This window comes from Leptospira noguchii serovar Panama str. CZ214, assembly GCF_000306255.2.
GTDB lineage: Bacteria > Spirochaetota > Leptospiria > Leptospirales > Leptospiraceae > Leptospira > Leptospira noguchii.
The window spans coordinates 67,170-81,703 of the sequence record NZ_AKWY02000018.1 but is presented as its reverse complement, the minus strand read 5'-3'; the positions used below and the strand labels follow the sequence as shown (position 1 = coordinate 81,703).

The following is a 14,534-nucleotide window of genomic DNA, read 5'->3' as shown; positions in this document are numbered from 1 at the left end:
CTTAAAGTGCGGCGTTCAATTGAAAGAAAAATACGCTCGCGTTGTTTGCTGAGGTATGTTGTTTCATAAACGCGGCGGAATTTAATTCGAATTCATTTGTTGTTGTGTTGTATATCAAAGGACTGTTTCTATAGTTTCGAATCGAATTACCAGCGATCAAGAAACCTGCGCCTGTCCAAATAGATACGTTATCGTTGATTTGAAACATCCAAGTTAGATCCAATTCGTTATAAATATTTCTACCCGTCGAATATGGTTGTGTAAAAGAGTTTCCGGTATAATTTTCGGTGGAACCGGCGGCAACGGTTCCGCCAGATACGTTAGTCGATGTTGCTACGGGAGAAGAAAGCGCAGAACCTGCGATAGAATTTGCACCTCCGTTGATCGCGTACCAAGCGTCGTTTTTCTGAACTTTATCGTTGATAATATAAGCGATTTGAAACATACCCCATTTTTCGTTTTTGTAGGTGATGTTTGCGTTCCAAGAACTTAAATTTTTGGTATCAATATTTTCAGAAAGACCCGCCACGTTGTTCCAATAAGGAATTACTCCGAAACGAGGATTGACAAGAGTTTGAAAAGTAGAAAGACTTCCATCAGCTCTATTGTTATCTCCAGAAGCATAAGTATATTGAGCGCCTACTCGTAACCTTTCTGCAAAAGTATAACCAGTCTGGACAACATGAAATTGTCCTGAATATTTGACTCTTTCCGTTTTAGTATTAGCAAGAGGAATCCCGTCTTCGGTTGTAGATGGAAGATCGTAACCAAAAAACTTTTGATGAATTCTTTGACCGTTATAACCGTTTTGCCAAGCGCTTTCGATCGTCCAGTCCCAACCTTTTCCTTGAGGAAGGTTGTTTTTGTTGGTTCTGTTTGTAAGTCTAAAACCGGTCGTATAAAGCATATCGTTTTGTTTTTTTCGGTTTTGAGCTAAAACATCATCTGCTGTAGAAGTAGGAGTGGTTTGAGGAATCCATTTTTTAACCACGTCTATATTATAAATATCTAAAACAACTTCATTCAAAATTTTGAAAGTATTATAAGTACCAAAAAGAGTTGTGTCCGATTGGGAAGCAGAAGGGTTTGTGTTTGTTAGGGTCGAATTTAATTTAGGATCATTTGCTGAAACAACTCCGTTGACGCCACTCTGGGTCCAAAAAGGTCTTGCTACAAAAAAATGGGAGCTAAAACTTTCGTAGTCAAACATAACTCTGGCGCCGTCGTAGGAAAGGCCGTTGATGGTCCAGTTTGCGCCGCCTAACATTCTTTGATCTCCATAAGCCCAAATCTGTCTACCGACTTGTACTTTCGCATCTAATGGAAGTTTTTTGATCATTACAAAAGCTTCTCGAATACTCGTATTATTGGAAGCGACCGAATTGTTCGGCCTGCCGGGAACGTTTGGGTCGGAGCTGAGAGTAGGGGTGTTGCTAAAAAAACCGGAACGAATATCTCCTACGTTTGCTGGAGAAGCACCCCCCCAGACCCTGGTATCTTGAACAGTGATTTTAAAAGTTACATATGGACTCGGATCGATTAGAAAATAAAATGCAGAAGTCTGCATAATACGATCGGTATAAGCGTGGTTGGATTTATCAAAGTTGAGATTGTTTCTAGATTCGTATCTAGGTCTGAGATAAAATCCTAACTTGATCCAATCGTTGACCCAAAGTTTATTAGAGTATTTGTTCACTGTTTTGGAAAGATCAGGGTCGATGAACATGTGTCGATTGTAATCAGCGCTTACGCCTTCTTTTTTCATAGGAGAAACATAATCCGCGTCTTCGGGTTTTGTGTCGGTTACCTGCTTGGGGGATTCAATAGAAGGTTTATTCTCCGTTGCCTGAGCAGTTTGAGATAATAACGCTCCGCTCTCAAAGGAGAGGAGAAAGAAAAAAATGAAACCTATTTTTACAGAATATTTTTTTTGGCTCGAAGTCATTTAATTAACCCTTCGTTTTTTATTTAAGAAATTCTATTTAATACAAAATAAAGAACCATCAGAAAAGATTCTTTATTTGTTTAAATAGGAATCAAATTATAATTCATTCAATAAAAGTATTTTTAAAAAAATGAATATAATCATTTATGAATTCTCTTTAAGTTTTAAAAAGAGTTCACATAAAACTCGGTAGAATTATGCCAAATCTTATTATAGGATTTTATTATTTGATAAACTTAATTTTTATTTCCTACGAGTTTGGAATAATTCTAAATCCAATTTCTCGACAACCTTTCAGAGAACTCGAATCTAATCATAAAATAAAATTAGAATTTTAAAACGAGCTTAGAAATAATTGTCGAGAAAACAAAATCTTCTCCTTAAGTTGAAGTCACGAGATAGTAATAGAGCGGAATTCCCGCGACTATGTTGATCGGAAAAACGATCGAAAGCGCAACCGTAAGATAGACGCTCGGATTTGCTTCTGGAATCATATCTTTCATAGCGGCAGGTACGGCAATATAGGAAGCGGAAGCGCATAGGACGACAAACATCAAGGCGTCTCCCACCGGCATTTCGATCAATTTAGTCAGAATTAAACCGATTGTTGCATTTACGACCATCAATGCAATAGCCGCTACAATTAGGAATACTCCAACGTTAGCGAGTTCTTTAAATCTACGAGCGGCAGAGATTCCCATATCCAAAAGAAAAAATGTAAGAATTCCTTTAAATAGATCATCCGCAAAAACTTTCTCTGCTTTCCAACCAGAATCCCCGGTAATATAACCTACGATCAAAGCTCCAACTAGAAGATAAATTGAAGAGCCGAAAAGAGCTTCGTGTAACAGAGCCTTCCAGTTGATTGCTCCTCCTCCGTTCATTTTATTTTTATTCAAACGGTCTAAAACCACCGCGATTACAATTGCAGGAGATTCCATCAGAGCCATCCCTGCGACGATAAATCCACCGTATTCTACTTTCAAATTGTGTAGAAAAGCACCTGCGGTTACAAACGTAACGGCGCTAATAGAACCAAACGAACCTGCTAAGGCGGCGGCGTTGTGCTTATCTAGTTTAATTTTTAAAACAAAATAGGCATAGATCGGAACTATAACTGCCATAATTGAACATGCAATCAGAGTGAAAAGGTGCTCTTGACTGAATGCGGTTTTGGATAACTCGTGTCCTCCTTTAAAGCCAATGGCAAAAAGAAGATACATTGAAAAGAATTTAGACAGGGATTCGGGAATAACCAAATCCGATTTAAAAAAAACTACCCCCATCCCAAGGAAGAAAAACAACACTGGTGGGTTTAGCACATTTTCTAAAATTGCGTGCGTGTCCATAATCAGCTAACTCCATGATTTAAGAATATCAAATCTCAATTTAAAACCTACAAATTGAGATAAAATAATCTGTAATTTTACAAGGGAAGGAAAAGAAATTGAAACCTACTCTCTACAATCCCTACTGAAGGAATAGACTTTCCAAGATTATAAAATTGGACAATCACTTTTTCAAAAATTGAGTTCTTTGGATTCCGAGACTATTTTTGCAATTTGTGGACCAAACATAAAAAGGGGACAAAATAATTCATTTAACGTTATAATTTTCTATGGATGTTGTACTAAAAATGAGCAACACAACTTTTAAGAAAGGTTATGTTGTATATTTGAGTTAGTTGTGTTATATTTAACTTGATAGCCTCAGTTTTCAATTTTTGTCTTGGGCGTTTGTAGTTTTTAAATGTAACTTTCGATTTTAAAAAGCAATAGTGTGCCGGATTGTTTGAGAAATATCCAATCCATTAAAAAGAGAGAAATTGAAGTTTTTTACGGAGAAAATAAAAACTAAATTTGCTTTAGAAATATTTTTTAAAACAGTGATATTGTTGAAATGAATGTTTTAAATTAAAGGTTAGCGGATCGGAATGTATAAAACCCCAACTTCTAATTTTAGAATTTTTGTACTGGCTTTTGGTATTTTTATTTCTAATTTTCCAGTTTTTGCTCATCCAGAAGCGGTATTACTTACCCAAGAAACCTCTTCAAAAAATATAAGTTCCCTTATAGAATACAGATATAGGGGTCAACAATTTGCAGGTTGTTCTCCAGATCATATCGATGGTTTGGAAGATCTAGAATGGCATCAAATTCCGACTGAAGTTTTACGTGTCAAAAGAACACCTTTTGGAAATTGGCTTAGATTTAGCGTTAAAAATTCCGAATCCACGATTCAAAGTAGAATTCTTTTACTCGGATGGTTGAACGTTCCCGATACTCAACTTTGTTTTTTTGATAAAAACGGAAAGTTTGTTTCTGCGAAATCTGGTTATTCAAATCGTATAGAAGATCAAAAAATTCTTACGAACTTACCTCATTTCAGAATAGATATAGAACCTAACGAAAATAGAATTTTCTACCTTTTTGTTTTATCAAACGAAGATATTAATTATCGAATTCAAATTATGGGTTTAGAGGAATTTGAACTTCGTAAAAGACTTAGATCGATCATTTCTTATTCAATTATAGGAATTGTAGCGATTGCAATTTTTTATTCTCTTTTTGGTTATTATCGATTTAGAAATTTTACTTTCGTTTCTTTTTTATTGTATATCATTTCTGTCCTTATTACATTTTATTTTCTTCACGGACGTACTTTCGCAGAAATTGCGGGGAATACAAATAATCTATTTCGACACAGTTATTTTTTGTTTCTTGGGATTTCTTATGTATTTTTATTTTTATATTTATTCTCGGTAGATAAAACCAACCAAAAGAAAGTTTATCGTTCAGTATTTTTTTGGATTGCTGGAGCTTTAGGAGTTTTATATTTCCTAATTCCTCTTTTACATTCTTGGTATGATCATAGAATTTTACTTTTAGTCGTGACCGTAGGTCTTTCTTCATTTTACTTTATTCGAGTACATTATCAATTTTTAGGTCCTAACTCTCCAATTGGATTTCTTTATACTGCGTCTTGGGCTGTGTTTTTAGTATTAGATATTTATAAAACTATTTTTCATTTTGATTTTTATCCGTTTAACTATTTTTCGGTGTTTGGGGTCGTGTTATTTTTACCCTTTCATTCTATTTTAGTAAGTTTTTCTTTAAATGAGTTTTTCAATCGGAAAAAGTCTCAGAAGCTTGAAGATAAAGATTCAATACAAACTAGAAAATCCACAACTAGTTCTTTAAATGTGATAGAAATTGTTCATAGTGTTAAGAATCTCTTGGAAAAGAAAAAAGTATTTCTTCAAAAATCTTTAAAAGAAGAAAACGTAGCAAAAGAACTTGGTTTAAGCCTCCATCAACTTTCTGAAATTATTAACGTAGAATTTGGCAATAATTTTCCTTCTTTAATTAATCAATATAGAGTTGAAGAGGCTAAAAAACTTCTTCTGGATCATCCAGATAAAACTACTGCTGAAATCGGAAGTAGTGCGGGATTTAGTTCTAAATCTGCGTTTTATATGGAATTTAAAAAGTTTACTGGAACAAATCCAAACGCCTACCGTAGAAAAGAACTTAAAAACGAATCTACGTTTCGTAAAAATTTTTAATTCTAACTTTTATTATATTTATAAATTTTAATATTTTAAATAATTTTTTGCGCTTATTCTTTAAAAATTTGTTTTGACGGAAATGTTGTATTACTCAAGTGGCTTGAATTGATTTAGGTCTTAAAATAAAATATTTTTACAAAATGTTTTTGATTCATTATTATGATCTCTTTTGAAAAAGGGCTTTGTATTGAATTTAAAAGATTATGTGGATAAGTATGATGCAAAAATTTTTTTTTTCAATCTTTCTCATTTTTACTCTCATCTTGAATTTGTTTTTCTCTTGCAATCTCATTGCGTATTTGTTTTTTCCAAAAGAAATTGTTTCTTCAAAAATGGTTGTAATATTTCATACTGGCGAAGTTGAAATTGTTAGATATGGAAAAATTTTACCTTCTTCCACAGGCTTAATTTTGCAAGAATGCGATCTGATTCGAACTTTTTCCGGATCGGTTGATATTCAATCTGGAAATGGAAATCTGATTCGAATAAAACCTTATACAGAACTTATTTTAAAAAATCTTCCAAACAAACAACATAAAGAAACAAATCTTTATTTTCAATCTGGAGAATTGTTGGTTAGGACTAACAAACTTAAAACGGATGAGTCTTTTTTTATTTCCACTTCCACAACGGTCGCGGGTGTTCGAGGAAGTGTTTTTACATTAAAACTTGCGGATGGTCTTCAATCTCCTGAAGTAAAAGTTTATGAAGGTGCAGTTGGGATGAATTTTAAAATTCCGAGTAAAATTTTAGAAAAATTCAAAACGATGAATGAGAAGGAATATAATAAATTTATAATATTTTTAGAAAAAAACGAAGTTGTTTTAGAAAAAGGCGAGGTTTCTCTTATAAAGCCAAGTCTGGATCGAATGATTCAGCTCATTGCGACAAAAGTGGAAAACAAAGAAGATATTTCTAAAGAGTTTACTATGATTCAGAAGATCGAAAATTTCGGTCTTCAAAAAGCTACTTTTGTAGAAACTCCTCAAGAAATTGCAGAGATAGAAACTCTTGTTCATGCAGACCAGATTTTAATTGATCAGGCTTTAGCCGAACAAGATTCGAATGAAATTCAACCTTTTATTTCTTCGGTTTCTTCAGAAATTGAGCGAGATCAAAGTTCCAAATTGGATCAAGCCTTGAACAAAATTCAAGCAAAGATAGAAGCGAACGTTTTAAAATATGAATCTGAAATTTATAAATATTATAATGTTCTTGAAACTGTAGTAAAAGAGGACGGTTCAAAATTTTCGGGTGCGATCGTTACTCAAGTTGGCAACACATTAATTTTGCATACTCCTAAGGGAGCAATTCGTTTAAATAAAAACGAAATTGATTACGTTGATTATCAAAATTCTAGAATAAAAAATAAATAAATTATATATTTGATTTTTAGAATATATTAATTACTGTAAAAATTTATTCTAAAAATGTAAGAAACGGCTACAACTTTGAATTAGACGATAGAATTTTGTTGTTAATTTTAATTTTCTTTTTGATCTTTCCACTCATTCTTCCAACTTGTCCTAGACTATGAAAAAGAAAATCCTTCTCTTAGGTTCTGGAGAACTCGGTAAAGAATTTGTAATCGCGGCTCAGAGATTAGGGCAATACGTTATCGCGGTCGATTCTTATAACAATGCTCCCGCTATGCAAGTTGCTCATGAAAAAGAAATTATCAATATGTTAGATGGAAATCTTTTGGATCAAGTCGTAGCAAAACATAAACCGGATTTGATCGTTCCAGAAATCGAAGCGATTAGGACCGAACGTTTTTACGAATACGAAAAACAAGGTTATCAGATTGTTCCTTCGGCAAAAGCCGCCAATTTTACTATGAATCGTAAGTCAATTCGTGATCTTGCTGCTAAGGATCTAAAACTTCTCACAGCTAAATATGCGTATGCTTCTTCTGTAGAAGAACTGATTAAAGCGACGGAAATATTAAGTTTTCCTTGTGTTGTAAAACCGCTCATGTCTTCTTCTGGGAAAGGACAATCGGTTATTCAGTCTCGGGAGGAAATTTCTAAAGCTTGGGAAGCTTCTCAAACAAAAGGTCGTGCTGGTGCTGCGGAAATTATCGTGGAAGAATTCATTCCTTTTGAATCGGAAATTACTCTTTTGACGGTTACTCAGAAAAACGGCAAAACCTTATTTTGTCCACCGATCGGTCATCGACAAGAAAGAGGTGATTATCAGGAAAGTTGGCAACCGGCCGCAATTTCGGAAGCTCAACTAAAAGAAGCGCAGAGAATGGCAGATGCAGTAACAAAGGAATTGACTGGTTTTGGCATTTGGGGAGTGGAATTCTTTTTAACCGAAGATAAGGTTTATTTTTCGGAACTTTCTCCGAGGCCGCACGATACCGGGATGGTTACGTTAGCCGGAACACAAAATTTCAATGAGTTTGAACTTCATCTTAGAGCGATTTTAGGAATTCCGATTTCAGAAATTACTTTGGAAAGAAAAGGTGCAAGCGCTGTAATTCTTGCGAGTACGGAAAATAAAATTCCCGAAGTCAGTGGGTTGGATATTGTATCTGGAATGCCCGAATCGGACTTTAGAATTTTCGGAAAACCTATTACAAGACCGTATCGCAGAATGGGTGTTACTCTTTCCTATTCTACAAAAGGAGAAGATATTTCTTCTCTTCGTAAACGTGCGGTTCTTTTGGCTTCTAAAATTAAAATTGATTGAGTGGATTTTTATTCAATTCAAAAGCTAACGATCTTTAATTGTTTTTTCGTAAAATCTTTGTTTGGTGATCGTAGTTATAAAACTACAATTTCATACAAAATTTGATTTTTTTGGATTTTGTAGTAATAAAATAAATGCGGTAGTTCCTAGAGATTATGTCTATTTTATAAGATTTTACGTGAGTTTTATCGTAGTTTCCCAATTGTATGAGTTCCTACATTTTCAAAATTTGTCTGTAAAATTCAGATTTCTTAGAACTACGAATTCTTTCTTTTCACGATTGTTTTGAATGGTGGTATTTGGACGATTTTAGACTTGTACTATTTTTGTAGTAGTTTCTAGAAATTTCGTTCATATGATATGAATTAAATGTTCTTTGTTTGGTTCGTTTTCATCGCCGATCTCTATAAAATTAAGTACCCCAATGTTTATCACGACGTAAAATACCTTTTCCTGTAAGTTCGATATAATCCAATGTGAAAGTGATTGAAGCGTAGAGAAACTCAGCAGAACGCTCTCTCAAATTAAAGCCGTCTCACTCTCCATGGATCGTTCGACAGATCGCGTTCTATAATTAAATTGTAATTCAAAACGAAATATTGTATAACGTTTTTTTAATGCAATTTATTGACTGGAGCTGAAAGCACGCTCCGGCTGCCTGTGGCAAGCCAGATTCGCCCAATTCTTCTTACGCAGAATTCACATGATTGAAGTATAAACCATTTGATTAGATACTTTATGATTTAGTTATGAGTAAGAAGAATCGTCTGAACACATATTCGCATAGTATTGTATTAAATCCTTATCTAATACTTTTATGTTTTCGTTGTCCAAAAATATTATCTTTCTCTGTTTTAATATTTTAAGTCCTCGTTTCAAAATTTCATTTGAATCCTGAATGAGATAATTTCCTTTTTTGGTTAGTAACGTTTCTTTAATTAGATTTTTAAGTTCGTCCGTTGCAACTTCTCCTCCGGTTTCTAAGATCATACGCGCTACAAGTTGATTCGGTAGAATTCTTCTATATTTTTTCCAACCTTGAGTAATCTCAAATCCTATCGATCCTGTGGGATCTTCTTCGTGTATATATCTTGAAACCGGTATAGGTTCACAAAGATCCATATATACTTCTTTTCTTTTATAGAAAAAATCCTTAAAACCTGGTTTTTTATCTTTGCCACAAAATTCTTCGTCTTCGGGAACGTTTTCATAAGACAATACGATCGGAACAACGATCACTTCGGAACCGGTATGTTTGTATGCTTCTACAGATGTGGATAAAATTCCGGTTTTGATCGGTAAAATTCCCCCGGTTCTTGAACGGGTTCCTTCCGGATATACCAATGTGGGAATTCCAGCTTCTAACATCATTGTAGAATACTGAGTTAAACATTCTAAATATAGAATATTTCGATTTCGTTTTCTATCTACCATATATGCGCCTAAAGATTTTAGAACGCTGGCAAGTCCAGGGGTAGCCATTACTTTTTTATCCGCGGCGTATCTAGGCACTGGTAATCCTAACCATTTTAATCCGAAGGCTACTTCGATCGAATCCAAATGAGACCTATGAGTCGGAGTATAGAGTATATCATATCTAGAAGCGAGCGCCTTAACTTCTTTGATACAACCGCCTATCTTGGGTAATCCCGCGCCTGATTTAAAACCGCTTAAAACATACCGAGCCGGAGCAATCAAATGAATCAATGCGTCCCTTAAAAAAGGTTTATAATCGTCAGCGATTTCAGTAACATAAAAATCTAATATTCTTGTTAAATCCTTGTTCCCGGTTTCCTGAAATTTTTTTTCTACTTCGTCCCAAAATTGTATCTCTTTAGGGATTTGTAATAGATCGGTGGCATCGTTAGATTCTTTCGCTTCTTGGTATCTTTTTTCTAAAGATTTTATAAGAAGAGAAGATTGTTTGAGAATACGATCCGTCATTCCAGGTTGTCCATTGATACGCCTTAGTACATTTTTACTCAAGGCTTCCTGAAATTTTTTTCCAGAAGCCATTCCCAAACCGGAACGTTTCGTGGCGATTTTAGAAATGTGGCGGACTTCGTCGGATGTGGATTTGGATACAAAACGAATCAGTTCAGTTGGAGAAACTCTTCTAGTAAGTATTTGAAATAGTGTATCATAAAGTGGAATTTCTGTATTTTTTTCTTCGGCTAAAGAAATAATCGAAGCAAGTGCAAAGGCTCCTTCTACGTGGCTTTCACTTTGGCTTACTTCTTTTTGAATGAATTCTGCGGGATTAAAAAATAATTCTATCCTTTCGATCAAATTGGGGCGATCTTCTCCCGAAATCAATTTATGTACAAATCGGTGGCCGTATGCTTTATTTCGACTATACCGAGAAGTGCAGGAAGCGATTAGATCGGCAAGTCCATATTCTTGAACCAGTTGAGTTGGAATTTCGAGCGCTTTCAAAAAAGTAGTAATTTCGGAATAACCTAAACTGATCAATTCTCCTTCGAAGTTGCTTCCACATTCTGGAATTCCGGAGGCGATTCCACAAGCGATCGCGATCGGATTTTTCATTGCTCCAAACACTTCTAAACCTGCTATATCTTCGTAGGTTTTTGTATGATTACCAGAACCACAAAATAAATTTTCAAAAATTTCGATGGATTTAGTTCCGGAAGAAGCCAAGGAATAAAAACTATGGTGTCCTCGTTTGAGTTCTCCCAATAAGTTCGGTCCGTTTACGGCGGTATATTCTACATCTTTAAATCCTCCTGTGACGGACAGTTTTTGCAAATATTCAGAATATGTAATGCAGTTTGTTTTTTTCCTTGTGGATGTGGATAGAAGTCCTTTTGTAAACGTAAAAATAAAATGTGAAGAATTTTTATCCAAAACTTTAGACAATTCGTCCAAGATTCCTTCCATTAATCTAGAAGGTACTGCTATGACTATTACCCAAGAACCGTTTTTTAAAAAATCAAATTCACTTTTAATACGAACGTTTTCAGGAACTGAGATTGAATCTTCAAGTAGGGAAGCGATTCTTTCTTTTTCTATTTTTGCGGCTTTTTTCCGATCGTCATACCATAGATAAATTTCTTTTGCCTTGGGAGAAAGATATGTAGAAAGATAAATCCCCATCGGCCCGCCTCCCAAAACGGCGATATTTTCAGGGATGATTACGGATGATTTTATTTCTTCCATTTTATTTTCTATTGAGACCTTAAGAATTTGAGAAACAATCAGAAAACGAATCTTTCATTTTCTTTTTCCGGGTTGCCTAACCAATAAATCACAAGAGAGTGGGTATGTGACTTTATCGAATTCCACAAGAAAGTATAACGGATTTTTTCTTTTTTACTTATTCTTAAGTTACTTTCTGATCAGCTTTATCAATTGTGCCACGTATTTTCAAAATAGAAAAAACGATTTAAAAGATATATTTACTGTAGGAGTGGAAACTCCAGGTTATGGGGCAGGAGTTAGAATCGGTCCTTTAGCCGCAGGTTTTGTTTTTCAAGGTGGAGAATCCGCTTCCGGCAAAAGAGATTTAGGAAAAGGTTATGGACTTCGAGGAGGTTATTTTGGTTCGTATCGATCTCAACAATTGATCTTCGGAATTTTAGGAGGAGATACTTTTTTTCCTTTAGGAGTGGAAACGCAAACTTCTGAAACTGAATCACCAGAAACAATTTCTTTAGAAACTACGGAGGAATTAAAAAATTTAGAAGACTCTAAAACTCCAGGAGATAAGGTCCCTGAATTTTTAAACGAAAGATATAATATCAAAAGTCAAAAACTACGTTATCTTTCTTTTTATAACATTCCTGTTGCAGAAAGAAGAAGAAAAAAGAAGGAAGAGTTTTACAAAAGGTTCATAGAAAAACAAAATTTAGATAAAAACGATCCAGCCGTACAAAATGCATTACAAAATTTTAATAAAAGAAAAGATGGTTATCCAAAAAGTTTTCTTTATCAGATCGAGGTTTATTTAGGTATTTACGCGGGGCTCAGAATTGGTTTTAATCCCGTGGAACTTCTGGATTTTTTGATAGGATTTACTGGATTAGATTTACTGGAAGATGACGTTGCGGATTAGAAAGAATTTGTCTCAAAATCTGATAATCAATCATTTTTGAATTCCTGACAAAGAACGTTAGTTTTCATAAGAACCATCATTTCGAATGATTTTTGAATATTAGAGTTGTTGAAAAATTAATTTTCTTCTGTTCCTTATTCATTAAAGTGAATAAATTAACGTGAGTTCGGCATAACAAATGCGAAAGCGATTATTATGCTGCGATCCATAGTGAGCAGCATTGAGTTTATTATTCGCCCCAATTTTCTTACGTCGAACTCACGTTAAATTAATTCTATTTTACTAATATTAGATATGAAATTTTCAACAACTCTAATATAATTTGATATGAATTTCCGCATTTTTGTGGAATGCAGCGTTTCGTTTCTTGAACTCAGTAAAACGTTTTTTATTGGTGTTCGATTAATTCAGTCTTTGCCTGTAATCATAACCAACTCCACAATTACTTGGATCTGAAGATAATCCGTCGGAAATATTACGATCTTCCGTGAAAAGGTTGGCTGTGTACTTAGAGATTCTTCTTTATCAGAAAATTATACTTTTTGCAAGTATTCATTTCTGTCCGAACACTTAAAAAATCTGCATTTTTGATCCTTGTAATTCAAAGTACTTCTCAGATTGTGGGTTAGTTATGGTTTTTGGTTTCTTCACAACTTTGGGACGACTTTCTTAGATTAGAGTTTATATTCCATTTTTTTAATTACACCTTTTTTATCAATTGTCAGTTTAATAAACTTAGTATCTTCGGTAATGGTTGCAGGCCTTTCGGCTAACGTTTTATAAGAATTTTTTTGATAATCGGTGGAAACCAAATACCATTCTAAAACCGCACCGTCTTGTGTGTTCAATTCTACCGAAGGTGTTCCCAAAACCGCTTCCGCTTTGATCCGTTTATCCCCTTCCTTAATCATTCCTACTTCAAAAGTTCTGATGTCCGAATTGGGTTGATATTCTTGCCGAGTAGGTTGTTTTTTTTCTTCGGAACTGCAAAAGAAAAACGTTAAGACACATGTTAGAATTAAAATCGTTGAAAAAATATTTTTTATCATTGTTTTCTCTAAGTTTGAATTTTGAAGCACAACTATCGTTTTTGTTTTTACTCTGTCGAGAGTAAAAATCAAAACAACTCTTAAAAAATTCTTCTTTATACTTGTTAAAGTATCACGATGGTCTCATGAACGAGAAAGTGAATTTAAAAAAAACAATTTTAGTAACTGGTGGTAGCGGTTCCTTGGGTTTAGTGCTCGTTCCTGAATTACTTAAAAGTTATAGAGTGATTTGTATTGGAAGAAAATTTTCTTCTTTTCCGGATACGATTCGGTTTCATTCTAATTTTATTTTTTATGAAGTGGATCTTGAGGATGATTCTGATTTTTCGATCCGAGAAAAACCAGAATTTATCATTCATCTTGCGGGAAAAGTGAGCGGTCAGGCTTCCACCTTGGAAGAATATAAAAAAGGGAACGAACTTTCAACCCGAAAGATACTTCAGTTTGCTTCTAAAAATCGTACGACTAAAATTTTATTTTCTAGTTCTTCTTCGGTTTATGGTTTTTCGGATCGGCCCGTTACTGAAACATCTGCGTTAAACGGAAATACTTTTTATGCGATTTCAAAAATAGAGTGTGAGTCTATGGTAAAGAAATCTAAAAATCCTTTTGTAATTCTTAGAATCGCTTCCGTTTACGGTCCGACAAATAAAAGTTTTTTAAATAAACTTTTAAAATTATTTCGGTATGGGATTTTACTTTATTCCGGAAATCCTAATTTTAAAAAATCTGTTGTTTATTCTTTTGACGTTGTGGAAGCTATTTTGATTGTATTAAAAAAATGGAATTTAGCTTCCGGAAAAATATTCAACGTAGCATATCCAATCGCTTTATCTTCCGAAGATATAGAAATTATTTTTTCAAAGTTAAATCCGGAAAAATTTTTTCTTAAGTTAAAACTAAAAGGTTTAATATTTTTTTTATTGAATATGATAAATATATTATTATCTAAATTTTCTAAAAGAAAAATCAATTTAGAATACATTCAGGAATCTTCAATTGTAAATTCGGTTCGGATTCAAAAAGAATTGGGTTTTCGATTCAAAACGGATTTTGAAAAAGGGATTCGATCTATTTTAAACTAACATGATTTTGGATGTATCAAGACTGCCTATCGTGCCACTTTTTTCTTTTCAGAATGGATTAAGACTTTCACGCGTAGTTTAAAAAAACGTTATGTAAATTATCGTAATTATTTTTATT

Annotated in this window: 9 protein-coding genes; 5 read left to right on the top strand and 4 right to left on the bottom strand. The window is 34.0% G+C overall.

From position 1 onward, the window contains the following. Position 1 precedes the first annotated feature (1 nt). Both LEP1GSC059_RS07425 and LEP1GSC059_RS07420 read right to left on the bottom strand, forming a co-directional pair. Positions 2–1,945, bottom strand: a complete 1,944-nt coding sequence (locus tag LEP1GSC059_RS07425; protein WP_020980547.1) for an alginate export family protein — start codon at positions 1,943–1,945, stop codon at positions 2–4. A 380-nt stretch (positions 1,946–2,325) separates the two neighbouring features. After that, positions 2,326–3,294: a sodium-dependent bicarbonate transport family permease gene (locus LEP1GSC059_RS07420; protein ID WP_017214995.1), complete on the bottom strand. Its 969-nt coding sequence runs from the start codon at positions 3,292–3,294 to the stop codon at positions 2,326–2,328. Positions 3,295–3,878: 584 nt separating this feature from the next. Here LEP1GSC059_RS07420 and LEP1GSC059_RS07415 point away from each other — a divergent pair. The 3 genes from LEP1GSC059_RS07415 to purT all read left to right on the top strand — a co-directional run bounded on the left by LEP1GSC059_RS07415 (position 3,879) and on the right by purT (position 8,210). Then, on the top strand, positions 3,879–5,510 hold the full coding sequence (locus tag LEP1GSC059_RS07415; protein WP_017214994.1) for a helix-turn-helix domain-containing protein: 1,632 nt from the start codon (positions 3,879–3,881) through the stop codon (positions 5,508–5,510). A 221-nt stretch (positions 5,511–5,731) separates the two neighbouring features. Next, a complete protein-coding gene (locus tag LEP1GSC059_RS07410) occupies positions 5,732–6,889 on the top strand; it encodes a FecR domain-containing protein (RefSeq protein WP_002180641.1) in 1,158 nt (385 codons plus the stop codon). Positions 6,890–7,046: 157 nt separating this feature from the next. Next, positions 7,047–8,210 (top strand): formate-dependent phosphoribosylglycinamide formyltransferase, encoded by a 1,164-nt coding sequence (gene purT / locus LEP1GSC059_RS07405; RefSeq protein WP_017214992.1) that lies wholly within the window; start codon positions 7,047–7,049, stop codon positions 8,208–8,210. 747 nt (positions 8,211–8,957) lie between these two features. Here purT and LEP1GSC059_RS07400 read toward each other — a convergent pair. Continuing rightward, positions 8,958–11,387 carry a 1-acyl-sn-glycerol-3-phosphate acyltransferase gene (locus tag LEP1GSC059_RS07400; protein WP_017214991.1) on the bottom strand — a complete coding sequence of 810 codons (2,430 nt, stop codon included), beginning with the start codon at positions 11,385–11,387 and terminating at the stop codon, positions 8,958–8,960. Positions 11,388–11,493: 106 nt separating this feature from the next. Here LEP1GSC059_RS07400 and LEP1GSC059_RS07395 point away from each other — a divergent pair, with 106 nt between their 5' ends. Further along, entirely contained in the window at positions 11,494–12,282 is a 789-nt protein-coding gene (locus tag LEP1GSC059_RS07395) for an LIC13411 family adhesin (protein WP_004447307.1), read from the top strand. A 674-nt stretch (positions 12,283–12,956) separates the two neighbouring features. Here the strand turns inward: LEP1GSC059_RS07395 and LEP1GSC059_RS07390 are convergent. Then, positions 12,957–13,361 (bottom strand): LIC13410 family lipoprotein, encoded by a 405-nt coding sequence (locus LEP1GSC059_RS07390; protein ID WP_081099749.1) that lies wholly within the window; start codon positions 13,359–13,361, stop codon positions 12,957–12,959. A gap of 95 nt (positions 13,362–13,456) precedes the next feature. Between LEP1GSC059_RS07390 and LEP1GSC059_RS07385 the strand changes: the two genes are divergently transcribed. Then, on the top strand, positions 13,457–14,416 hold the full coding sequence (locus LEP1GSC059_RS07385) for an NAD-dependent epimerase/dehydratase family protein (protein ID WP_020980533.1): 960 nt from the start codon (positions 13,457–13,459) through the stop codon (positions 14,414–14,416). Positions 14,417–14,534 lie beyond the last annotated feature (118 nt).